Annotated in this window: 24 protein-coding genes; 22 read left to right on the forward strand and 2 right to left on the reverse strand. The window is 59.3% G+C overall.

The genetic code is table 11. The features are described 5' to 3' along the window. Both Q4577_RS16615 and Q4577_RS16620 read left to right on the forward strand, forming a co-directional pair. A partial coding sequence (locus Q4577_RS16615; protein ID WP_303470826.1) for a CoA-transferase occupies positions 1-435 on the forward strand: 435 nt, incomplete at its 5' end. Continuing rightward, positions 428-718, forward strand: a complete 291-nt coding sequence (locus Q4577_RS16620; protein ID WP_303470828.1) for a GNAT family N-acetyltransferase — start codon at positions 428-430, stop codon at positions 716-718. The genes Q4577_RS16615 and Q4577_RS16620, both read left to right, overlap by 8 nt. Here the strand turns inward: Q4577_RS16620 and Q4577_RS16625 are convergent. Continuing rightward, positions 715-1,539: a lytic transglycosylase domain-containing protein gene (locus tag Q4577_RS16625; protein ID WP_303470830.1), complete on the reverse strand. Its 825-nt coding sequence runs from the start codon at positions 1,537-1,539 to the stop codon at positions 715-717. The genes Q4577_RS16620 and Q4577_RS16625 overlap by 4 nt on opposite strands. Before the next feature lie 366 nt (positions 1,540-1,905). Here Q4577_RS16625 and Q4577_RS16630 point away from each other — a divergent pair, with 366 nt between their 5' ends. The 16 genes from Q4577_RS16630 to pdeM all read left to right on the forward strand — a co-directional run bounded on the left by Q4577_RS16630 (position 1,906) and on the right by pdeM (position 18,590). Next, complete coding sequence (locus tag Q4577_RS16630; protein ID WP_244688724.1) at positions 1,906-2,085, forward strand: Flp family type IVb pilin; 180 nt, start codon at positions 1,906-1,908, stop codon at positions 2,083-2,085. 106 nt (positions 2,086-2,191) lie between these two features. Further along, the gene (locus tag Q4577_RS16635) at positions 2,192-2,371 is read left to right on the forward strand and encodes a Flp family type IVb pilin (RefSeq protein ID WP_244688721.1); all 180 of its coding nucleotides are present in this window, start codon (positions 2,192-2,194) and stop codon (positions 2,369-2,371) included. 258 nt (positions 2,372-2,629) lie between these two features. Then, on the forward strand, positions 2,630-2,809 hold the full coding sequence (locus tag Q4577_RS16640; protein ID WP_303470833.1) for a hypothetical protein: 180 nt from the start codon (positions 2,630-2,632) through the stop codon (positions 2,807-2,809). A 248-nt stretch (positions 2,810-3,057) separates the two neighbouring features. Beyond that, the gene (gene cpaB / locus Q4577_RS16645; protein ID WP_244688717.1) at positions 3,058-4,044 is read left to right on the forward strand and encodes a Flp pilus assembly protein CpaB; all 987 of its coding nucleotides are present in this window, start codon (positions 3,058-3,060) and stop codon (positions 4,042-4,044) included. A gap of 212 nt (positions 4,045-4,256) precedes the next feature. Beyond that, positions 4,257-5,681 (forward strand): type II and III secretion system protein family protein, encoded by a 1,425-nt coding sequence (locus tag Q4577_RS16650; RefSeq protein ID WP_244688715.1) that lies wholly within the window; start codon positions 4,257-4,259, stop codon positions 5,679-5,681. 16 nt (positions 5,682-5,697) lie between these two features. Beyond that, on the forward strand, positions 5,698-6,360 hold the full coding sequence (locus tag Q4577_RS16655; RefSeq protein ID WP_303470838.1) for an OmpA family protein: 663 nt from the start codon (positions 5,698-5,700) through the stop codon (positions 6,358-6,360). A 397-nt stretch (positions 6,361-6,757) separates the two neighbouring features. Further along, a complete protein-coding gene (locus Q4577_RS16660) occupies positions 6,758-8,386 on the forward strand; it encodes an AAA family ATPase (RefSeq protein WP_303470841.1) in 1,629 nt (542 codons plus the stop codon). 12 nt (positions 8,387-8,398) lie between these two features. Next, positions 8,399-9,853 carry a CpaF family protein gene (locus Q4577_RS16665; RefSeq protein WP_244688708.1) on the forward strand — a complete coding sequence of 485 codons (1,455 nt, stop codon included), beginning with the start codon at positions 8,399-8,401 and terminating at the stop codon, positions 9,851-9,853. A 3-nt stretch (positions 9,854-9,856) separates the two neighbouring features. Then, a complete protein-coding gene (locus Q4577_RS16670; protein ID WP_244688706.1) occupies positions 9,857-10,825 on the forward strand; it encodes a type II secretion system F family protein in 969 nt (322 codons plus the stop codon). Between the two features lie 10 nt (positions 10,826-10,835). Next, positions 10,836-11,804 carry a type II secretion system F family protein gene (locus tag Q4577_RS16675; protein ID WP_303470844.1) on the forward strand — a complete coding sequence of 323 codons (969 nt, stop codon included), beginning with the start codon at positions 10,836-10,838 and terminating at the stop codon, positions 11,802-11,804. 224 nt (positions 11,805-12,028) lie between these two features. Next, positions 12,029-12,565, forward strand: coding sequence for a tetratricopeptide repeat protein (locus Q4577_RS16680; RefSeq protein ID WP_244688935.1), 537 nt, complete (start codon positions 12,029-12,031; stop codon positions 12,563-12,565). 28 nt (positions 12,566-12,593) lie between these two features. Beyond that, entirely contained in the window at positions 12,594-13,466 is an 873-nt protein-coding gene (locus tag Q4577_RS16685; protein ID WP_303470846.1) for a lipopolysaccharide assembly protein LapB, read from the forward strand. 3 nt (positions 13,467-13,469) lie between these two features. Then, positions 13,470-13,970: a prepilin peptidase gene (locus Q4577_RS16690; protein WP_244688701.1), complete on the forward strand. Its 501-nt coding sequence runs from the start codon at positions 13,470-13,472 to the stop codon at positions 13,968-13,970. A gap of 70 nt (positions 13,971-14,040) precedes the next feature. Beyond that, on the forward strand, positions 14,041-15,351 hold the full coding sequence (locus tag Q4577_RS16695; RefSeq protein WP_303470847.1) for an ATPase: 1,311 nt from the start codon (positions 14,041-14,043) through the stop codon (positions 15,349-15,351). A gap of 104 nt (positions 15,352-15,455) precedes the next feature. Continuing rightward, positions 15,456-17,879, forward strand: a complete 2,424-nt coding sequence (locus tag Q4577_RS16700) for a ligase-associated DNA damage response DEXH box helicase (RefSeq protein ID WP_303470848.1) — start codon at positions 15,456-15,458, stop codon at positions 17,877-17,879. 39 nt (positions 17,880-17,918) lie between these two features. Continuing rightward, a complete protein-coding gene (gene pdeM / locus Q4577_RS16705; RefSeq protein WP_303470849.1) occupies positions 17,919-18,590 on the forward strand; it encodes a ligase-associated DNA damage response endonuclease PdeM in 672 nt (223 codons plus the stop codon). Here pdeM and Q4577_RS16710 read toward each other — a convergent pair. Next, complete coding sequence (locus tag Q4577_RS16710; RefSeq protein WP_303470851.1) at positions 18,563-19,330, reverse strand: LytTR family DNA-binding domain-containing protein; 768 nt, start codon at positions 19,328-19,330, stop codon at positions 18,563-18,565. The genes pdeM and Q4577_RS16710 overlap by 28 nt on opposite strands. A gap of 518 nt (positions 19,331-19,848) precedes the next feature. Here Q4577_RS16710 and ybgC point away from each other — a divergent pair. From ybgC to Q4577_RS16730, 4 genes are all read left to right on the forward strand, one after another. Next, complete coding sequence (ybgC, locus tag Q4577_RS16715) at positions 19,849-20,238, forward strand: tol-pal system-associated acyl-CoA thioesterase (RefSeq protein ID WP_244688691.1); 390 nt, start codon at positions 19,849-19,851, stop codon at positions 20,236-20,238. Positions 20,239-20,628: 390 nt separating this feature from the next. Continuing rightward, positions 20,629-21,324 (forward strand): protein TolQ, encoded by a 696-nt coding sequence (gene tolQ, locus Q4577_RS16720; protein ID WP_244688689.1) that lies wholly within the window; start codon positions 20,629-20,631, stop codon positions 21,322-21,324. Positions 21,325-21,327: 3 nt separating this feature from the next. Beyond that, positions 21,328-21,828: a protein TolR gene (gene tolR / locus Q4577_RS16725; protein ID WP_303470854.1), complete on the forward strand. Its 501-nt coding sequence runs from the start codon at positions 21,328-21,330 to the stop codon at positions 21,826-21,828. 20 nt (positions 21,829-21,848) lie between these two features. Beyond that, positions 21,849-23,096 (forward strand): cell envelope biogenesis protein TolA, encoded by a 1,248-nt coding sequence (locus tag Q4577_RS16730; protein WP_303471034.1) that lies wholly within the window; start codon positions 21,849-21,851, stop codon positions 23,094-23,096. Positions 23,097-23,107 lie beyond the last annotated feature (11 nt).

Here is a 23,107-nt window from a genome sequence, read left to right on the forward strand (position 1 = left end):
GACCTGATCAATGCGGGCAAGCAGACGATCACCGAACTGGCGCGGACGTCCTATTTCGACAGCGCCACCAGCTTTGGCATGATCCGCGGCGGCAAGATCGCAGCCGCGATCCTGGGCGCGATGGAAGTGGCGGAAAACGGCGACCTGGCGAATTGGATGATTCCCGGCAAGCTGGTCAAAGGCATGGGCGGCGCGATGGATCTTGTGGCCGGTGTCGGCCGGGTGATCGTGGTGATGGACCACCAGAACAAACATGGCGATTCCAAAGTGTTGAAGGCCTGCACCCTGCCGCTGACCGGGCGCAGCGTCGTTGACCGGATCATCACCAACCTCGGCGTGCTGGACGTGGTCGAGGGTGGGCTCAAAATCGTCGAATGCGCCGATGGCGTCACAGAAGCAGACCTGCGCGCCGCAACAGAAGCGACTATTGTCTGATTTTTCCATCACGCGTGAGGAAAGCGGCAGCAAAGGCCGCTATAGCCTTGAACGGGACGGGCATAGGGCCGAATTGACCTATTCCCGTCTCGGCGCGACCCAGGTGATCGCCGATCATACCGAAGTGGATGACGCCCTGCGCGGCACCGGGGCGGGATTGGCGCTGGCCGAACGTCTGGTGGCCGATGCCCGCGCCGAGGGCTTTCGCATCATTCCGCTCTGTCCGTTTGTGAATGCACAACGGCGCAAACATCCCGATTGGGCGGATGTCTTTCAGGTTTAGTGCATCGTGACAAACACGCAGCCGTCGGAAATCAGCATCGGCGGCGTTTTGCACAGCCCCTGCGCCACTTTCCACGCCGAGAGCACCTTGGGCACGTAATCCCGGGTTTCGGCATAGGGCGGCACGCCACCGTGGGTGCCAATGGAATTTTCGCCGGCATTATACCCCGCCAGCACGAAAATCGGGTCGCCGTCGAATTTGCGGATCAGAAAGTCAAGGAACGCCACCCCGCCCTTGATGTTGTCCGCCGCCAGCGCGGCGTTGGTCACGCCAAAGCGTTCTGCGGTGGCGGGCATCAATTGCATCAACCCCTGTGCGCCGGCCGACGACACCGCATCAACCCGCCCGCCGCTTTCGACCGAAATCACCGCCAGCGCCAGCGCCGGGGACACCTGGGTGCCAATGGTGGATTTCAGGATCTCGACGCCATGGGCGGTCGCGAGACTCTGCATATCGCTCAGCCGGGGTGCCGACACCCCCTGCCCTGACGGCGGGGTCGACAAGGCCGCCAGGGCCTCATCCAGCCGCCCGCCACTCTTGGCTGCGACCTTGGGGGAAACGACATCCCAGAACCAGCCATAAGAGCCGGGATTGCTGGCCGGGGCGGATTTGTCGGCGGTGGCGGCCGTCGGCGGTTTCACCCGCTTGGGCGCCGGTGCGGTGATCTGTACCAGAATGCGTTTCTTGGCACCCGCTTTTGGCGGTTTGACCCGCTTGGCTTTAAAATCGGGAAAGGGGGCTGGCGTCTCGGCCAGAAGCGGACCCAACGTAACCGCGCCCACACAAAGACCCAACGCCAGTGCCTTGGCGACCTGTTTCATTTTTTTGACCTGCTCATCCACGTTTTCGGGATTATTATTGTTGCCAAGGTGGCAAAAAAACACGCGCTTGGCCAGTTTTGTTCAATTCAAAAGCGGCAGCCGCGCCATATTTGCACAGCCTGTCGTGATCAAAATCGAAAATATTCAAATTTTTTGAAATTTCTTTGTCATGTTTTCAGCACCTTAGCCCGGTTTTCGCCAAAAACTTTTGCGGTTTCGAAAAACGCGCGGTTGCTGCCAAACTGCCGCCCCAATCCAAAGGCTTATTAAGGCGATACCAAGTCGAACAGTCCTGAGGTGAGAGGCAGGCCTGTGGCACCCCGGCAAGGTAGTGGAAAACGCAAATCGACCTACGGAGACAACACCATGATCAAATTCATTCAGAACTTCCGCAAAGACGAAGACGGCGCCGTAACAGTTGACTGGGTCGTTCTGACCGCAGCGATTGTTGGTCTGGCCATCGCCGCCTATGGCGCGATTGAAACCAACACCACCACATTGTTCAACGCCACAGCCGGCGCAATCGTTGGTGAAAACGACTTCTAAGCTGCGCCTGACAGCTTAACAGAATGACGATGTCCTTGCCCCTGGAATGCCTCGGGCAAGGACAGCCAATCAGACATGTACAGTGAACCCTAACAGGAGAATAACTATGACCAAGTTTATCAAAAACTTCCGCAAAGACGAAGACGGCGCCGTAACAGTTGACTGGGTCGTTCTGACCGCAGCGATTGTTGGCCTGGCCATCGCCGCCTATGGCGCGATCGAAACCAACACCACCACATTGTTCAACGCCACAGCCGGCGCAATCGTTGGTGAAAACGACTTCTAAGCATTGCAAAGATCCGCAATCGGCAGATACCCAAATTTCGCGCTCGGGTATCTGCCTCACCTCCCTGTTCTTTCCTGTGCTCCGCTTTTTGGGGCGTTCACGGGAATGACACTGTGGAGGCTTTTTTTTGACCGGTGACCAGGGCGGCGGTTTTTTCCAGCACATGCGTCTTTGCACCAGGCAAGCGGTATTTTCAGACAGTTGAACCCGAAAGGGGACCTGTCCTTTTGGAGAGTATGAAAATTGGTGACATCGGCAATGAAACAGCAGCTCATATCGTTTTGCAAACGCGAAGACGGGGCCGTCACCGTTGACTGGGTGATCCTGACCGCAGCCATCGTTGGGCTTGCCATGGTTGCCTATGTGTCGATTGAAGCCAACACCAACACTCTGTCGACTGCGGTTGGCGGTGCCATCGGTGGTCAGAACGATTTCTGATCCGGCAGAAACGCCAAAAGCAACCGGGTGACATCGGCTTTGAATGCGGGCCTGAAAGCGGGCCGGTTCCAACGCGACTGGCCCCTGTCATCGGGCGGTCGGGCCGCCGCATTCGACCGGTCGGCGCGGATCGGTTTTGATCGCGAAAAAGTCATCTACAACAGCCGCGCCAATCGGGGTCTCGGCTTAGTTTTACCACATTTGCCAGGCATAAAACCCGGCAGGTTGTGACAGTGAAAGGGTAAGAAATGCGTATGGTTTTCGGATTGGTGCTGCTTCTTGGCATCGGACTGGCCGGGTTCGCGGTGTATCTTGCCAATGGGTATGTAAATTCCTATCGGGTGGCACTGGCCAAGGCGCAAAGCTCTGAATCTGTTGCGACAATCGAGGTTTTTGTCGCCACAGAGCGGCTGAACTACGGCGATCGGCTGGAAAAATCCAAAGTGCGCGTGGTGAAATTTCCCCGCGCAGCGGTGCCCGAGGGTACATTCCTGGAACGTGGCAGCGCCGCCCCCTATTCCAAACCCTGGGATGAGCTGGACGAAGACACCCAGGAGCATTTGAAAACCCTGGCCACGGCGCAATATCGCCCCAAGCGCGACGGTCTTCGGATCAAGGACATTCCCGATCTTTTCCCCGACACTGGCGAAGAACGCTATGTGCTGCGCAGCATTGAAAAAGGCGAGGCCATCATCGCCAGCAAAGTGACCGAACCGGGTCAGGATGCCGGCATCACCTCGCGGCTTGGCGATGGCATGCAGGCGTTTTCGATCAAGGTCGATGTGGCCTCTGGCGTGTCCGGGTTCCTGCGTCCGGGCGATCGTATCGCGGTCTATTGGACCGGGCGGGTGTCCTCCTTTGCCGATGAAAGCGCACGCGGATCAAATGATGTGACCAAGCTGATTGAATCCGGTGTCAAACTGATCGCCGTCGACCAATCCGCTTATGGCGACAAGGCATCCACCACCATCGCCCGCACCGTGACCGTATCCGCCCGTCCGCAACAGGTGGCCGCCTTGGCCCAGGCGCAATCCACCGGGCGTCTGTCCCTGGCACTGGTTGGCGCCGGCGACACCAGCGAGGTTGGCCCGGTCGAAGTCGACCAGATGAGCCTTCTTGGCCTGACAGCCCCGGTCCCGCAAGAAGTGGTAGAGGTCGAGCGCGAACAGATCTGCACCATTCGCACCCGCAAGGGCGGGGAAATGGTCGAGATTCCGATTCCCTGCACCAATTGAGCCACCACCGCTATATCGGGTAGGTCCGAAATCAAAAAACGCCGCATCTCGTTATGCGGCGTTTATTTTTTTCCGCCTGTTGCGAGATACCCACATAAAGTGCAGGTCGGAAGCCATTGATTATTGCAAAAAAAATGATTTTCCCGCAAGGTACGCCAAAATGCAGGCAAAAAGACCTGCGAAAACGAGGCGTGATCGGAAAGGCAGGTCACATGAAAATCAAGACACTCCTACGGGCGGCCCTTTTGGGCGCTGTCATGGTTGGTGGCCCGGTGGCAACATTTGCCCAAGCCGAAACTCTGCGTGTGGTGCGTCAGGGGACCTCTTCGAAATTATCCGTACCGATCAACCGCGCCGTGGTGGTCGAAAGCGACGTTCCCTTTGCAGAGCTCAGCATCGCCAATCCGGCGATTGCCGATATTTCCTCGCTCTCTGACCGGACGATCTATGTGCTGGGCAAAGGAACCGGGACAACCACGCTGACACTTTTGGATGCCTCGGGGCGTCTGATCACCAATGTCGATGTGCATGTCACATTCGATCTGACCGAATTCAAGGAACGCCTGCGCCAGATCATGCCGGGCGAAAAGATTGAAGTGCGCAGCGCCGATGACGGGATCGTCCTGTCCGGTGTCGCCAGTTCAATGCAGAAAATGCAACGCGCACTGGATCTTGCCCAGCGCTATGCCCCGGACCGGGTGTCGAACTTGATGTCGGTCGGCGGCGTGCAACAGGTGATGTTGAAGGTGCGGTTTGCCGAAATGTCGCGCAGTGTGTCCAAGAAGCTGGCCTCTTCGCTGGCGCTTGGCGGCGATATTTTCGGCGGTGACGCCGGTGTGCGCTTTGGCTCTGGTCAGGCTGCGCGCAACTCGGGCCTTCAGGGTATTCTGGACGGGGTGATCCCCGGTTCGACCTCGAACGAACTGTCGTCTTCCATCGGGTTCAACCTTGGCGCGGTCGAGGTCGCGCTGCTGCTTGAGGCCCTGGAAAGCAAGGGCATGGTGCGCATGTTGGCGGAACCCAACCTGACGGCGCTTTCGGGGCAAGAGGCGAATTTCCTGGCCGGTGGTGAATATCCGGTCCCGGTGTCGGCTGAATCCGACCTGATCAAGATTGAATTCAAACCCTTCGGCATCGAACTGTCGTTCATTCCGCGTGTGGTGGATGGCGATCTGATCAATTTGGAACTGAAAACCGCGGTCAGCGCAATTGATCCGACAAACGGGTTTGTAAACAACGACTTCCAGATTGATGCCTTTACCCGCCGCGAAGCATCGACCACGGTCGAAATGCGCGACGGCGAAAGCTTTGCGATTGCAGGTTTGCTCAAGGATGATTTCACCGACCTGAATGGTCAGGTGCCGTGGCTCGGCGATGTGCCGGTGCTTGGCGCGCTGTTCCGTTCGGCAGAATATCAGCGTGAGCAATCCGAACTGGTGATCATCGTCACCCCGCATCTTGTGACCCCGACCCGTGGCGAGGCGCTGGCCCTGCCGACGGACCGGGTGCGCCCACCGACCGAAAAAGACCTGTTCCTCTTTGGCCGCGTGGCCAGCGACACGGCAAGGACAAAGGGCCCCGTTGCCGAGGTTGCCAAACAGGATTTCACCGGGTCCTATGGCTATGTAATGGATTGATCGGATGCAGGTGCGCTTGACATATCTCCTCGCCTCCGCCGCCACCCTGGGTGTCCTCGCCGGATGTTCGCCCCACAGGGGGCCGGTTGAGAGCTCTTTCTTTCGTGAATCCGGGGCCTTGATTGACACCGGTGAATTTGGCACCGCAACGATGAACAATCGGGCCTATATGACCGGCGAAAAGCAATGGACCTATAATATGGCCCAGCGTTTCGCCAGCGAAGTCCTGACCACGGTCAATTTCGCCTTCAACTCTTCGCAGTTGGATGCAGGCGCTTACGACACGCTGCGCGAACAGGCGGCCTGGATCAAACGGTTCCCCGAAGTGCGGTTCCGGGTGTATGGCCATACCGACAAGGTCGGTTCCGATGGCTATAACCAGACCTTGGGGCAACGACGCGCCGATGCGGTGGTGAACTTCCTGGTCGGTCAGGGCATTTCACGCTCGCGGCTTGAGGCGGTTGTCAGCTATGGCGAGGCCCAGCCGCTGATCGTGACCGAAGGCCGCGAACGACGCAACCGGCGCACCGTGACCGAGGTGACAGGCTTTGTCACGGGTCATCCGCATCTGTTGGATGGTAACTATGCTGCGGTGGTTTACCGCGAATATGTCACCTCTGGTGAACCGCAAACCACACAGATTACCGGCGAACAGGCGTCGTCCGAAGACGCCCAATAACCATAGCCCCTTTTCCAAGGGGACCAGTTAAACTACCTAGACGACCTCGTAAATCGGCAGGTACTAAGGGGCGGGTCACCGCCCCTTTTCCTGTTTGGGGTCTGCGCATTTTCCGCCATCGGCGCCTGCGCCACTGCGCCCACAGTTGCGATAAATCTTCTGCATTCGCCGGGTGAACAATTTCGCAAACATCGCCATGATCAACGCGACTCCGCGAAAAGACGTTTTTTTAGCCGCAATCTCGCCTGAATTATTGGCCACTTTAGGGCCAGTGTAATGCGTCTACCGGGGGGATTCCGGGCGGCGTAGTTCCGGTTCATCCGCTGGCCAGGTGCCGAAATGCGCCTTGTTGGGCCGCAGGACGCCAGCCGGGGATTTTGGGTAAAGGATAAAGGCCATGACCGACGAAACAGCGTTTGAGATGGGCATTCTGCCAATCGTCGCCTGCACCATAAGCCGCAATGTGCAGGAATTCGAACTATTGATCGAAGACATGGAAACCGCCCTTGGGGAACAATGGGGCGATTTGGGATTCGAAGAGGCAATCCCGTTCTTTGCCCAGGAAGATGCAGAATCGCTGGAATTCATCGCCATCGCGATGGATGCCGAAGACGAAGCCGATTTGCCACTGCTGTCCGATGTCATCGGCGCGGCCCGCGATCGCGACATTCGGGTGATCCTGATCACCGAGAATATGTCACCAGCCGCATTGCATCGCCTGATGCGCAAGGGTGCAGATGAATTTGTCCCCTACCCCCTGCCCGAAGGCGCGCTGCAAGAGGTCATCGACCGGGTCCGCAGCCCCGAGCCCAAAACCGCAATGTCAAACCGCACCCAGCCGGACGGACCACACGACCCGGCCGGGGATGATATGGATGACATTGATTGGCTGAATGATGAGGTTCCAGAGGCGCCAAAGGCGCGCGCGCCCAAAGCAGAAATAGAGCCACAAGTCGCAGAAGAACCCGCACAAGACACCGGCCCTGCCACGGCTGATTTGTCTGTTGATGACCGCCTTGAAGACGGTACGGATGACAACCTGCCCGTCGCGGACGCGCCGGAGGCAGCCGAGCCGCCAGCACCCGAAGCGGCGGTGGCGGATGCCGACCCCTCGGAACCTGTGCCCGACGAGGCGACAACGCCTGAACCGCCGCAACAAGAGCCCGCCGCAGAAGCGCCCGTTTCGGAAGCACCAGAAACAGAAGAACCGGCGATCGAGAAAAAGGTCAAACTGCGCAAGGGCGCGACGCGCGACGGTGTGTTGATCGCGGTCCAAGGCCTGGCCGGCGGTGTCGGTGCGACCACCTTTGCCACCAATTTGGCTTGGGAACTGGCTATCATAGACAAAGCCAATCCGCCCAAGGTCTGCCTGCTGGATCTGGATCTGCAATTCGGCTCTGTCGCGACCTATCTGGATCTGCCGCGCCGCGAAGCGGTGTTCGAACTGTTGTCCGACATCGAAAGCATGGACGAAGACAGCTTTGGCCAGGCGCTGATGGAATATGAAGAAAAGATGCAGGTCCTGACCGCCCCCGCCGACGTTTTGCCGCTGGATTTCCTGCAACCGCAGGACATCGAAAAACTGTTCGAAACGGCCGCCGCGCATTTCGACTATGTCATTATCGACATGCCCGCGACGCTGGTGCAATGGTCGGAAACCATTTTGAACATGGCACATGTCTATTTCGCGATGCTGGAAATCGACATGCGGTCCGCCCAGAACGCCCTGCGGCTGAAACGCGCCCTGCAATCCGAAGATCTGCCGTTTGAAAAGCTGCGGTTTCTGCTCAACCGCGCGCCGAAATTCACCGATCTGACCGGCAAGAGCCGGGTCAAGCGGATGGCCGAGAGCCTGGGAATTGCGATGGATGTGCAATTCCCCGATGGCGGCAAACCGGTGGTGCAGGCCTGTGATCACGGCCTGCCCTTGGCCGCCGCCGCAGGAAAGAACCCATTGCGCCGTGAAATTGCCAAGCTGGCAAAGTCTTTGCATGAGATCGGCAAAGATGACGCCGAAGCCGCCTGAGGATAGTCAGACATGTTTTCCAAGTACCGCAAAACCGACACCCCAGCCAAACCCAAGGCCGCCAAGGCCGACAACGTGGCCAAGCTGCCAGTCAAATCCGAGGCCGAAGCCCCCGCCAAACCGGTGACGATGCGGCGCCCCTCGATCAAGAAATCCGCCGCCCGCCCCCAGGCCAGCGACAAGGAACAAAAGCGCAAGGAACGTCTGGGCGATCTGAAGATCGAATTGCACCGCGCGCTGTTGGACAACCTGAACCTGGCCGCGTTGGAACATGCGTCGGAAAGTGATCTGAAATCGGAAATCGGCGATATCGGGCAGGAATTCCTGAACGAAAAAGGCCTTGTGCTGAACCGCGAGGACCGCAGCACGCTGATTCAGGAATTGTATAACGAGGTCAAGGGCCTCGGCCCGTTGGAACCCCTGCTGCAAGATGAATCGATCAACGATATTCTGGTCAATGGCCCGCAACAGATCTTTGTGGAACGCGCCGGCAAGCTGGAATTGAGCGACGTTACCTTCAAGGATGAAAAGCACCTGCTGCGGATCATCGACAAGATCGTTTCGGCCGTTGGCCGCCGGGTCGATGAAAGCAACCCCTATGTCGACGCCCGTCTGGCGGATGGATCGCGGTTCAACGCCATGGTGCCGCCGATTGCGGTCGATGGGTCGCTGGTGTCCATTCGGAAATTCAAAAAGGAAAAGCTGGCGGTTGATGATCTTGTCAACTTTGGCGCCTTTACCGAAGAAATGGCCGCCTATCTTCAGGCCGCTGTCGCCTGTCGTCTGAATGTGATTGTCTCCGGCGGGACAGGTTCCGGTAAAACCACCACGCTGAACGCGCTTTCGTCTTTCATTGATGACAGCGAACGCATCCTGACCATCGAAGACACCGCCGAACTTCAGCTGCAACAGACCCACGTCGGCCGGATGGAAAGCCGCCCGCCCAACGTCGAAGGCAAAGGCGCGGTCTCGCAGCGCGACTGTCTGCGCAACGCGCTGCGGATGCGGCCCGACCGCATCATCGTGGGTGAGACGCGGGGCGAAGAAGTCATCGACATGTTGCAGGCGATGAACACCGGCCACGACGGATCAATGACCACAATCCACGCCAACAGCGCCCGCGATGGCGTCAGCCGTCTGGAAAACATGATTGCGATGGCCGGGATCGAAATGCCGCTGAAAGCGGTGCGCAGCCAGATTTCCTCGGCTGTGAACCTGATTGTGCAGGCCAGCCGTCTTCAGGACGGGTCGCGCCGCATGGTGTCGATCACCGAAGTGACCGGCATGGAGGGCGAAGTGATCTCGATGCAGGAGGTGTTCCGATATCAGCGTGTCGGCCTGACCCCCGACAACAAGATCATCGGCCATTTCACCGCCACCGGCGTGCGCAGCCATTACTCCGAGCGGTTCAAGCTCTGGGGATATGACCTGCCGGCTGCCATCTTTGAACCTTTTGCTGCGGAGTAGATCATGGAACTGACCGCCGAACCGATTATCTATGGTCTGATCTTCATCGGCGTTCTGGCGCTGGTCGAAGGTGTCTATCTGACGGTATTTGGCAAATCCATCAGCCTGAACAACCGGGTCAATCGCCGGTTGGAAATGATGGACAAGGGCGTGCGCCGTGACGAGGTGTTGGAAAAGCTCCGCAAGGAGATGACCCAACACGTCAAGTCGCGCAAAATCCCGCTCTATTCCCTGCTCGCCGCCAAGGCACAGAAAGCGGCCATCGCCTTTACGCCGACACAATTGATGCTGCTCATGGCGGCGGTGTCGTTCATGGCCTTTGTCGGGTTGACGCTGGGCACCGAAACCGGATTGGCGGTGCGCATTGCCGGGGCGCTGTCGATGGGCATTGGCGGGGTTTACACCTGGGTCAACATGAAGGCCACCAAACGGATGGGTCTGCTGGAAGAACAGCTGCCGGATGCCATCGAATTGATCGTGCGCAGCCTGCGCGTCGGCCACCCCTTTTCCTCGGCGATTTCCATCGTCGCAAAAGAGGTCAAAGATCCGCTGGCCGCGGAATTGGGTGTGATCGCCGATGAAAGCGCCTATGGCCGCGATGTCGGCGAGGCGCTAAAGGAAATGGCCGCGCGGCTGGAAATGCAGGATTTGAACTTTCTGGCGGTGGCCGTGTCCATCCAGCAGCAATCAGGCGGTAACCTGGCCGAGGTTCTGGCCGGTCTGTCCAAGGTGATCCGCGCCCGGTTCCGGCTGTTCCGCCGGGTCAGGGCCATCACCGCCGAGGCAAAATGGTCCGGCAAATTCCTTTCCGGTTTCCCGATTGCCTGTCTGGTGTTCATCCAACTGACCGATCCGCATTACTACGACGACGTGATTGATCACCCCTACTTCATTCCGGCCTGTTTCGTGGTCTTCGGCTTCCTTGTGGCGAACCTGATCGTCATGCGGATGCTGGTCAATATCAAAGTCTGAGAGGCAGCTGATGTTTCAACCTGGTGGCGTTTTCTACGAATTGCTCGGCCCGATGGCACCGGTTGTGCTTGTCGGTGGTTTGGGGATTGTTCTGCTTCTTCTTGCGGTGTCGATGCTGATCAAACAGCGCCCCGACCCGATGGATAAACTGGCCGCACAGGCCAAGGGACAAAAAACCCGCAAGAGCGAAGCCCTGCGCACCGGCGGCACACGCAACGAGAAGCTCGACAAATACGGCGCGTTTCTTGAACCACAAGACGAAGAACAATATTCCGAGATCGCCAAGAAGCTGATGCAGGCGGGGTATCGCGGCAAGGATGCGGTGCGCATGTTCCATGCGGCGCAGGTCATTCTGGGCGTGCTGGCACTGGGCTGTGGTCTTGGCTATTATTATCTGGTGCTTGGGCCAGAGAACGCCACCACGCAGCAGATGATCATGTATATCCTCGGCCCCGGCGCCGCCGGATATTACGTTCCGAAATACTGGATCACCCGCCGCGCCGCTGCCCGACACGAGGAAATCGAAGACGGGTTTCCCGATGCTCTGGACATGATGCTGGTTTGCGTCGAGGCCGGGCAATCCCTGGATCAATCCATCCTGCGGGTCAGCAATGAAATCCAATCCTCTTACAAGGAATTGGCCTATGAATTTCAGGTGGTCAGCCATGAAATCAAGGCCGGCAAGGACAAGACCTCGGTCCTGAATGACATGGGCGAACGCTGTGGTGTGCAGGATATTTCGTCCTTTGTGACCGTTTTGATCCAGGCCCAGGTGTTCGGCACATCCATTGCAGAGGCCCTGCGGGTCTATGCCGCCGAAATGCGCGACAAACGCGTGATGCGGGCCGAAGAAAAGGCCAACAAACTGCCGACCAAAATGACGCTGGTGACCATGGGTCTGACCGTGCCGCCGTTGCTGATCATCCTGGTGGGGCCTTCGGCCATGGGCATCATGCGATTGGGCACCCTGGGGCAATAAGGGGCCGTCGTCGGGGATGGCGCCGGGCCATGACCGTGCCATCCTTGGCAAATCCGCAACGTATGCGTTCTTTTTCGCCAATTCGTTAACAGATGATTTCCGCAGACCCGCGATGCTGGGTTAGGGTTGGTCAAAAGCCGGGCCGCCAGATTGGCGTGACACCGGCATGACCGAGGCCGTTCGAAAGCAGACAAAAGGTGCCCCTTTTCAGACTCCCCTTTGCGATGGCAATTGTCGCCAGTCTTGCCGCCTGTTCCGATGGCGGCTTTTCGCGTGACAAAAACAGCCCCTACGCCCCCGAGGTCAATCGCCGCGCCGAAGCGGTCGATCAGCTTTTGGTCGGGCATCGGCTTCTGGCTGCCAAGGAAAACGAACTGGCGCTGGCGGCCTTCAACCGGGCCGCGCTGGAACGCGGGCTGGATGGCGAGGTTCTGTCGGCGCTGGGCACGGTCAATCTGGCCATGGGGCGGCTTAATCAGTCCGAGGATCTGCTGCGTCGCGCGGTCAAGAAAGAAGACGGCTGGCCCGAGGTCTGGAACAATCTTGGGGTTGTCCTGATGGAACGCGGCAAGACCGCCGAAGCATCCCAAGTCTTCCGCAAGGCCTATGCGCTGGACAATGGCGAAAGCGACGCGATCCGCGACAATCTGCGTAAAGCACTCGCAAAACTTGACAATGTGCAGTACGATATTGAGCAACAACAAGAATACAAATTGGTGCGGCGGGGCAGTTCAGATTATCTGATCCAATCCACACCGTAGAGGCAAGAGCAGCAAAGGACGCAGAAAAATGCGCCACCCTATTCGTGTACCCGCAAGACTGGTCAGCTGCCTGGCTGTTGTGCTGGCCCTGACCGCTTGTGAAAAAGGCATCGACAAAGACGCCGTTGATCGCAAACTGCAAGACATCAATGTCATTGACGAAAGTGACCTGAACGAGGTCATGCTGTCCAATTCCGATCCAAATGAATCGGTGAATTACTTTCGGCGCGCCACGGCGTCAAAACCGGACCGGATTGACCTGCAACGCGGCTTGGCCGTGTCGCTGATCCGGGCCAAACGCCCGACCGAAGCGGTCTCTGCCTGGAAACGCGTGCTGGAGATGGACGAGGCAGCCCCGGCTGACAAGGTCGAACTGGCCGATGCCTATATCCGCAACGACCAATGGGACAAGGCCGAAGAAACCCTGCATTCCGTGCCGCCAACGCATGAGACCTTCCGCCGCTATCGGCTTGAGGCGATGATCGCCGATGGCAAACAGCAATGGCAAAAAGCGGACAGTTTCTATGAAACGGCAGTGGGCCTGACAACCACGCCATCGGGTGTGATGAACAACTGGGGTTATTCGAAACTGTCGCGTGGCGATTATGCCGGTGCGGAAAAGCTGTTTGTTCAGGCCATCCGCCAGGACAGCGATCTGTTCACGGCCAAGAACAACCTGGTTCTGGCCCGTGGCGCCCAGGGCAATTACACCCTGCCCGTGGTCCCGATGAGCCAGGGGGAGCGCGCGCAGCTGCTGTATACCCTTGGGCTTTCGGCGGTGAAACGCGGGGATGTCGAGACCGGCAAAGGGTTGTTCCGCGATGCCATCGAAACCCATCCACAATATTTCGAGGCCGCAGTGCGTTCCCTGAGCGCGCTGGAAAACAACGCGGCGAACTGATCCATGTCGCTGGATATCACCATGTGGTCGGCGCTTTGGTTTCTGCCATTTGTGGTGCCAATCTGCATTTATGTCTGCTGGTCCGACATGCGGATGATGAAGATCCCGAACAAGGCCGTTCTGGCGCTGGTCGCGGTCTTTGCGGTGGTTGGATTGATTGCCCTGCCTTTGGCGGAATACCCTTGGCGGTTCTTGCAGTTGGCCATTGTGCTGGCGCTGGGGATTTTGATGAATGCCACCGGTCTTGTCGGGGCGGGTGACGCAAAGTTTGCCGCCGCCGCCGCGCCCTTTGTCGACCCGGCGGATCTGGCATTTCTGCTGATGCTGCTGGCCGCCACGCTTCTGGGGGCCTTTGGCGCCCATCGGTTGGCAAAACATTCCGGTCTGCGCCGTTTGGCCCCGAACTGGGACAGCTGGGACAGCGGAAGCGACTTTCCGATGGGTCTGGCGCTGGGGGGCACATTGGCGCTTTATCTGATGTTGGGTGCGGTATTCGGGGGGTGATCGTGAACGACTTTACCGTTTCTGAACCCCTGATCCCCAGACTGCGCCCGTCTTTTATGAGGAAATTGCCATGAACATGGCCGCCGGAAATGTCACAGCCCCCCCCGCCCCCAAGCGGTTGGAGGAAATGCGCCTGCCGATTGTGATGATGCGGGACATTTTGTTGAAAACCATGTTCCGGTCGAACCTCGATATGGTGACAGAGATTGCCCGCAACATCTGTCTGCCGATCCCGGTCACACAAGAGCTGGTGGATCTGGCGCGCAGCCAGAAGTTTTTGCAGGCGACCGGCACGCTGAACGCCAATTCCGGCAATGAAATGGGATACGAGCTGACCGATGCGGGCAAGGCGCGGGCGTTGGATGCGCTGACGCAATCGGAATATTTCGGCGCGATGCCGGTGCCGCTGGCGGTTTATCAGGAACAGATCAAACGCCAGTCGATCCGCAACCTGCAAATCACCCGCGACCAGCTGACGGCGGCCATGGGCGACCTGATCCTGCCCACCAGTTTGATGGACCAATTGGGCCCCGCCGTGAGCGCCGGGCGGTCGATCCTGATGTATGGCCCACCGGGCAACGGGAAATCCTCGATCTCGAACGGGATTCGCAAGGCGATGGGCGACAAGATCTTTGTCCCGCGCGCGATCGAATATGCCGGTCAGGTGATCACGGTCTATGACCCGATTGTCCATTCCGCGGCGGAAACCCAGGAAGATGATCCCAATCAGCTGCGCCGATCCGGCAACCGCTATGACACGCGCTATGTGCGCTGTGAACGCCCGACGGTGGTGACAGGTGGTGAACTTTCGCTGAAAATGCTGGATCTGGTCTATAATCCAACCGCCCGCACCTATCAGGCGCCCCTGCAATTGAAGAGCGCCGGCGGGATTTTCATCGTTGATGACCTTGGCCGTCAGGAAGAACCGCCCCAGGCGCTGGTCAACCGCTGGATTGTCCCGCTGGAGGAAAACCGCGACATCCTGGCCCTGCAATCGGGTGAGAAATTCGAAGTCCCGTTTGACACGCTGGTGGTGTTTTCCACCAACTTTCATCCGAACGAAATCTTCGACCAGGCGGCATTGCGGCGGATCTTCTTCAAGATCAAAATCGACGGGCCGGATCAGAAAGATTTTCTGAAAATCTTTGCGTTGGTGGCGAAGAAGAAGAAGCTGCCGTTGGATGAAGCGAGCCTGATCCACCTGTTGCAAAGCAAATACCCGACGATCCAGAATGTGTACGCCAATTACCAACCGGTATTTCTGATTGATCAAATCCTGTCGATCTGTGCATTCGAGGGCGTCGCGCCGCAAATGACGCCGGAATATATTGACCGCGCCTGGGCCAATATGTTCGTCAAAGACGAAAAGATCGTGAAATAGGCAGATTGCGGATCGGGGGCCAGCCCCCGAACCCCCGGGATATTTGTGAACAGAAGAAGACCTTAGCGGTTTCGAACCGCACCGGCGGGCGATACGTTTGGCCTATGACCGATTTGCCCGCCGCACCTTTACCTCCTGCCCTTTTGACATGGTTTTCCGCCCGCAATTGGCGCGTGCATCCCCATCAACAAGAGATGGTGGATCGGGCGTCAGAACCTGCATTGTTGCTGATTGCCCCGACGGGGGGCGGCAAGACCATAGCGGGGTTTTTGCCGTCTCTGGCCGAATTGGCCGATGGTCTGCATCAGGGGTTGCACACCTTGTATGTTTCGCCGCTCAAGGCGCTGGCGGCGGATATCAAACGAAATCTGAGCACGCCTGTGGCCGAAATGGGATTGCCCATTCGGATCGAGGACCGCACCGGCGACACGTCTTATACGCAGAAACGGCGCCAGCGCGCCGACCCGCCGCATATTCTGCTCACCACGCCAGAGAGTTTGGCGCTGCTGATTTCCTATGAGGATGCGCCGAGGATCTTCGAGGGATTGCAGCGGGTTGTTGTCGACGAGATCCATGCGCTGGCCGAGAGCAAGCGCGGCGATCAGTTGATGTTGTCGCTGGCGCGGTTGCAGACAATGTGCCCCGACCTGCGCCGGGTTGGCCTGTCCGCAACGGTGGAAGATCCGGGCGCGATCGCGCATTTTCTCGCGTGCCATCCCGATCCTTGTACGATTGTTCAGGCCGATCCGGGCCCGGACCCGGATATTGCCATGTTGGACTTGCCCGATGCGCCGCCGTGGTCCGGTGGCGGGGCCAGTTTTGCCATTCCCCAGGTGATGGCGGCGGTGAAAGCGCACAGGACGACGCTGATTTTCCACAATACCCGCGCCCAGGCCGAGATTTTCTTTCACAACATGTGGTTGGCCAATGACGAAAGCCTGCCCATCGGCATTCACCACGGATCGCTGGACCGCGCCCAGCGCGAGCGGGTCGAGGCCGCGATGGTGCGGGGCGATTTGCGCGCCATTGTCTGTACCGGCAGTCTCGATCTGGGGATCGACTGGGGTGATGTCGATCTGGTGATTCAGGTCGGCGCGCCGAAGAATGTCAAACGGCTGATCCAACGGATTGGCCGCGCCAACCATCGCTACAATGCGCCGTCCAAGGCGCGGCTGGTGCCCGCCAACCGGTTTGAGGTGGTGGAATGCCATGCCGCGCTGCAAGCCGCAAAAGCGCATGATCTGGATGGTGATCCACGCGGGCCGGGACCGTTGGATGTGCTCTGCCAACATATCCTGATCACCGCCTGCGCCGAGCCGATTGATGCGGATCTGCTTTTTGCCGAAATGACGCGCGCCGGGCCATATGCGACCCTCAGCCGGGCGCAGTTTGACGATTGTCTGGCGTTTTGCGCCACCGGTGGTTATGCGCTGCGCGCCTATGATCAATGGCAGCGGTTGAAACAACACGAAGATGGGCTTTGGCATTTGCGCGACCCGCGTGCGACGCAATTGATCCGAATGAACATTGGCACGATCCAGGATGCCGACCTGTTGAAGGTGCGGTTCAAGGGTCGCGGCGGCAAACCATTGGGCGAGGTCGAAGAAAGCTTTGCCGCCAGCCTGACGCCTGGCGATACCTTTTTGATTGGTGGCCAGATCGTCGCCTATCAGGGATTGCGCGATATGGTGGTCGAGGTGACACGCGATGCCCGCAAAAAGCCCAAAGTCGCGGTCTTTTCCGGCACCAAATTCGCCACTTCGACACAGCTAAGCCAGCGCATTCTGGCGATGTTTGCCGCCGATGATTGGCCCTATCTGCCGGAACACACCCGCGATTGGCTTGACCTGCAACGCCAGGTCAGTGAATTGCCGAAACAGGGGCGGCTGTTGATCGAGAGCTTTGCGCATGACGGACGTGAACATGCCTGCATCTATGGCTTTGCGGGCCGCAATGCCCAGCAGACCCTTGGGCTTTTGCTGACCAAACGGTTAGAGGATCTGGGGCTGGATCCATTGGGGTTTGTTGCGACGGATTATGCCACGCTGATCTGGGGGTTACAGCCATTGACCGATCCCGCGCCGCTGTTTGATATTGCCGCGCTGGAGGCCGGATTGGAGGGATGGTTGGCCGGGAATGCGGTGATGAAACGCACCTTTCGCGCCAGTGCCACCATTGCCGGGCTGATCAATCGCAACATGCCGGGCAGCCGGAAATCCGGGCGGCAAGCGACGTTTTCCAGTGACATCCTCTATGACACATTGCTGAAGTACGACCCCGATCACTTGCTGATGCGGATCACCCGGACCGAGGCGATGCGCGGGCTGGTGGATTTTGCCCGAATCCGAGAGATGGCAGAACGGGTGCAGGGGCGGATCGACCTGCGCAGACTGGACCGGGTGACACCGCTGGCGGCACCGTTGTTGCTGGAGGTGGGCAAAGTGCCGATCGAAGGCGCCGGCCGAGAGCGGCTCTTGCAACAGGAGGCCGAGACGTTGATGACGGCGGCGGGATTAGGGAACTTGTAAGCGCTTGCGCCCCGCCCCCAAGTCAGCCATGAACATAGCATGAACGCCTATGAGTTTTCTTTTGCCGGCCACCGGATGGTCGCCCGGGCCACGGGCGCGTTACATTGGCCAGAAGCCGGGATTTTGACGGTATCGGACCTGCACCTTGGGAAATCGGCAAGGCAGGCCCGGCGCAACGCGGTGCAATTGCCGCCCTATGATGTGACCGATACGCTGGCACGGCTGGCGGCCGAGATCGAGGCCACGAATCCGGACATCGTGATTTGCCTCGGCGACAGTTTCGACGACCTTCAGGCGCTGGATGATCTGCCCCGTGATGCGCGCGACTGGATCACCCGGCTTCAGGCCGGGCGCCGCTGGATCTGGATCGAAGGCAACCACGATCCCGGCCCCGTGAATCTGGCGGGTGCACATCTGGCGAGGTTTCAGCATCTGGGCGTCACCTTTCGCCATATTGCCGAACCGGCGGACACCGGGGAAATATCGGGGCATTACCATCCGAAGGCCCGGATGAAGGCGGCGTCGCGCCCCTGTTTTCTGCTGGACAGGACGCGGGTCATCCTGCCCGCCCTTGGCACCTATACCGGCGGGTTGCGCTGTGACGATCCCGCCTTTGCCCGGTTGATGGCACCGGACGCCCGCGCCGTTTTGACCGGGCGACAGGTTCTGGTGATACCGATGCCTCAGAACAGATCGGGCAAAAGCGCCTGAAGCTCCGGGCGGTAGGTGCGGCTGACCGGCAGTTCATCACCATTGGCCAGTTTGATGAACATCTTGCCTTGACGCCGCTCCAACCCATTGACCGATGACAAGGCCACCCAATGAGAGCGATGGATATTGCAGCCCGGCACAGGATCCATCTCTCGGACCGCATCGGAAAACCGCATCCGAATGAGTTCGATCCCTTGGTCGGTGGCCACTTCGGTCAGGTGATCATTGGCAGAGACACGAAAGATGGTGGCCTGTGGTGTGGTCAGGCGGTAGGCGAGCTGTGCATTGGGCGGCGGGGTCGTCTCTTCTTCGGTGGCATCGGGTGCATCGGCCAGATGCGCCCCGACCGCACGTTTGGATTTCTGGGCGTGTACCGCCGCAAAAACCGCAATTGTCGGCACCAGCACAGACAGAAAGATTTTCCCCATCGCCGGGTCAAGCGCCGCGCCAAAGGCGACGAACAGCTGGGACCATATAACGACAAACGGGGTAAAGACGACACTCATCATCGTGGCCCCCAGAACAGGCGCACGCCAAACCGGGGCAGATGGACCGGCGAGCCAGATCCCGATCTCGTCAAAGACGCCCCCCGCCACCATCGACACCGCAATAATGACGGACCAGTAGATCATGCGCACCGGAACCGTCAGCACCCCTTTGGTGTGAAACGGTTCGGCGACAACCGCCACCATTGTCAGTCCCAGAAAAAGAGCCAACACAAACCGTGAATTCACGGTCATGCGCAACCGCGCCTTGATTGCGGTACCGGGTCCGTCCCGTCCTGTCCTTTGCCCCATGCTAAAGTTTTTTCCCTGAATTCATAATATCTTGATCGTAATGTTACTGGTAACCATAATGCGACAATTAAAGGTTCTAGCTACGGGAATTTGACGCAATTGTCCCCTTAAAAATGGGGTTGACGCGCAAATCAGCAATTAACGTCAACTCACCATCAACGCAGGGTAGTCATTTGGCAATGTCCCCCCATCTGGCCCGTGATGGCGCGATCTGTTTTATCATAAAGACGCCTCTTCGCTTTGCTTGGGGCGAGCCCTGAAACCACCTTGGCCGCCGGACAAGATGGGAACGCCATGCTTTCAGCCCCGCGCGCCGTGCCGGGCGGTCAGATCCGCATGCGAGCGGCGGCTGAAGCAAGCGATTTCAGATTGCCGCCACCTGGCACGAGTCTTGCCCCTCACAGCGGGCTTGCACCGCTGGCCGGTTGCTGGTTTGTCTCGTACCAACATCAGGAGCCACCATGCCACATCAGTTCACCTGCCGGGTTTATTATGAAGACACCGACATGGCGGGGATCGTGTATCACGCCAATTTCCTCAAATTCATTGAACGCGCGCGCAGCGAATGGGTGGCTGCGCTTGGGATTGATCAACGCGAAATGAAAGATCGCGACGGACAGGTGTTTGTCGTGCGTCGGATCGAATGTGACTACCTGATGCCCGCGTATTATGGCGACGATCTCAGGGTTGATACCAGCCCGGCACAGGTCACCGGCGCGCGCATGGTGCTGCATCAAGTGGTCCGGCGGGGCGATGACATCCTGTTTGATGCCAAGGTGACACTGGTGGTGATCGGTGCCGCAGGTCAGCCGATGCGATTGCCGGGCGCTTTGCGCCAGCAATTGCATTGATCCCGCCAGACCCGTCAGGAACTGGCCGCCCGAACCGACGGGGGGCCAGCCCCCCGACCCCCGGGATATTTTTGGTCAGATGAAAGGGCGAGGCCGATCCATTGCTTATGGCGCCGGATTCTTGCCGGTTTTTCGCGGTGCAAAGACAAGGGCGAAATGCAGTGCCCCCCGCCATCCTTCGGCATGTTTCAGCCTTCCGGCAAATATCCGCCAACCCAACGGGCAAAAGGTGACAAACAGGGTCAATTGACGCCTTCGTGTTGGCTTTCCCCCTTCATTTCCGTTAATAATCGGATCAATTGGCCGCACAGAACCGGCCCCAAAGCAGTCACGCGACCGTCACGACCACATAGGACGACAGATAAAGTCGCCACAACAAAGAGCAGGCAGATGGAAACAGAGACCCTAGCGCTCGCACAGGAGATAGACTTCTCTATGTGGGGGCTTTTTGCACGTGCGACACTGACCGTAAAACTGGTGATGGTGGCGTTGATCGTGGCAAGTTTCTGGTCATGGTCGATCATCGTCTACAACCTGATCGCCTATCGCGGTGCGCGGCGAGAGGCAAAGCGGTTTGATCGCGATTTCTGGTCCGGTGAGCCCCTGGACGAATTGTTCGAACAGATGGGCCCCGAGCCCAAAGGCAGGTCGCAAAAAGTATTTGCCGCCGGCATGTTGGAATGGCGGCGTTCGCACCGCGAAGATGGCGGGTTGATCCCCGGCGCACAGGCGCGCATCGACCGGTCGATGAATGTGGCGATTGCCGCGGTCAGTGATGACATGCAGCGCGGTCTGAGCGTGCTGGCCACTGTTGGCTCTACCGCGCCGTTTGTGGGTTTGTTCGGCACGGTCTGGGGCATCATGAATGCCTTTATCGAGATTGCCGAACAGCAGAACACCTCGCTTGCGGTTGTGGCCCCCGGCATTGCCGAGGCGCTGATGGCGACCGGTTTGGGGCTGTTGGCCGCGATTCCGGCGGTGATTTTCTATAACAAGCTGAGCGCGGATGCGGATCGGATCCTGTCGGGGTATGAAAGTTTCGCCGATGAATTCGCCACCATCCTCAGCCGTCAGCTGGACAGCTGAGCCATGGCTGCGGGTGTCATAAAGTCTGAAGGCAACTCAGGTCGGGGCCGTCGTCGCCGGGGCGGCGCACGCCCGATGGCCGAAATCAACGTCACGCCCTTTGTCGACGTAATGTTGGTTCTGCTGATCATTTTCATGGTGTCGGCCCCGTTGCTGACCGTCGGGGTGCCGGTGGAATTGCCGAAATCTGCGGCCAGCGCCCTGAGCAGCGAGGCCGAGGAACCGCTGACCATAACCTTGACCGCCGACAACCGCATTCTGATCCAGACCACGGAAACCGGGGCCGAGGATCTGGTGGGCAAGTTGCGCGCCATTGCGGCAGAACGCACAAGCGACCGGGTGTTCCTGCGCGCCGATGGGGCCGTGCCCTATGCCGAGGTGATGCAAGTCATGGGGGCGCTTAACGCCGGCGGGTTCAGCAACATCGGTCTGGTCACGGAAGTTGGTGGTCCACGTCTGGATGGCCGCGATTCCGCCAGCGGCAATGATCGCGACGGCGGGTAATCCGGGGCGCTTTGGTGCAAATGCTTCCAAATATGACTTTCCTGGGCCATCGCGCCCATGTCGGCCATTACGTATCGGGCGCGGCGCATGTCGGCCTGATCGGCTGGCTGTTGATTGGCCCGCTGTTTGAGGTCGAGCCATTGCCGTTTGACGTCACCAGCGTCACCACGATTTCCGAGGCCGAATATGCAGCTCTGGTTGGGGCCGCAACGCCGCCCGGATCAGAAAGCGAAACCGCCACGCCGGACAGCGCACCGGTGATTGCCGAGGCCCCGGCAGAGCCGGTGGCACCGCCGGCCGCCGAAGACCCGGCCCCAGCGGTGCCCACGCCGGAGCCACCCGCGCCCGAACCAAGTCCCGCACCGGTCGAAACCGCGCCAGCCCCGCTGGCCCCCGAGGCCCTGCCCGAAACTCCGCCGCCGCTGCCCGCCCCGGTCAGCCCGCCCGAAGTCTCGCCCCCCGCAGAACCGGCCCCGCCGGCGGCGGAAGATGTGGAAATTGCCCTGCCCGAAGTGTCGCCCCGCCCCCGGCCGCGCCCCGCCCCACGGGTTGCGCCGGAACCGGTTGCGCCGCCGGAACCGGATGTGCAGATCGCAGAAGAGTCTCAGGAGGCGGTTGTGCCCGACGAGAGCGAAACCACGGCCCCGCCTCAGGAAGAACAGGACGCCACCGCCCAGGAAGAAGCGACCAGCAAAATCGTGACCGAAGCGGATGAAGCCCCCTCTGGTGCGCCGGAAAGAACCATCCGCCCGCGCAGCAGGCCCAGCAATCTTGCCGCGGCCGCGCCGGCAACGCCGCAGACGCCGGCACCACAACCTGCAACACAACCGGCGGACACAACCACCCCTGCCACCCCCGCGCCAACGGCCCGTGAGACGACCGCAGATGCGGTCAACGACGCATTGGCCGAGGCCCTGGGTGGCACCACCACGTCCGCCGCCCCCGCAGGCCCACCGTTGACCGCCGGCGAACGCGAAGACCTGCGCGTCGCCGTGCAACAATGCTGGGTTGTCGATGTCGGCTCTGTTGCGTCGCGGGTCACCGTGGTTGTGGGCATGAAAATGGAAGAAACCGGGCGTGTCGTGACCAGCTCTTTGCGGATGGTCTCGGCCACCGGGGGTGACGACGCGGCTGCGCGGGTTGCCTTTGATGCGGCGCGGCGTGCCATTCTGCGGTGCCAGAAAGACGGCTTTGACCTGCCGCAAGAGAAATACGACCAGTGGCGGGATATTGAAATGACCTTCAATCCCGAAAATGTTGGGAGATGACCATGCTTTAT

This window comes from Marinovum sp. 2_MG-2023 (genome assembly GCF_030548265.1).
Taxonomy (GTDB): domain Bacteria; phylum Pseudomonadota; class Alphaproteobacteria; order Rhodobacterales; family Rhodobacteraceae; genus Marinovum.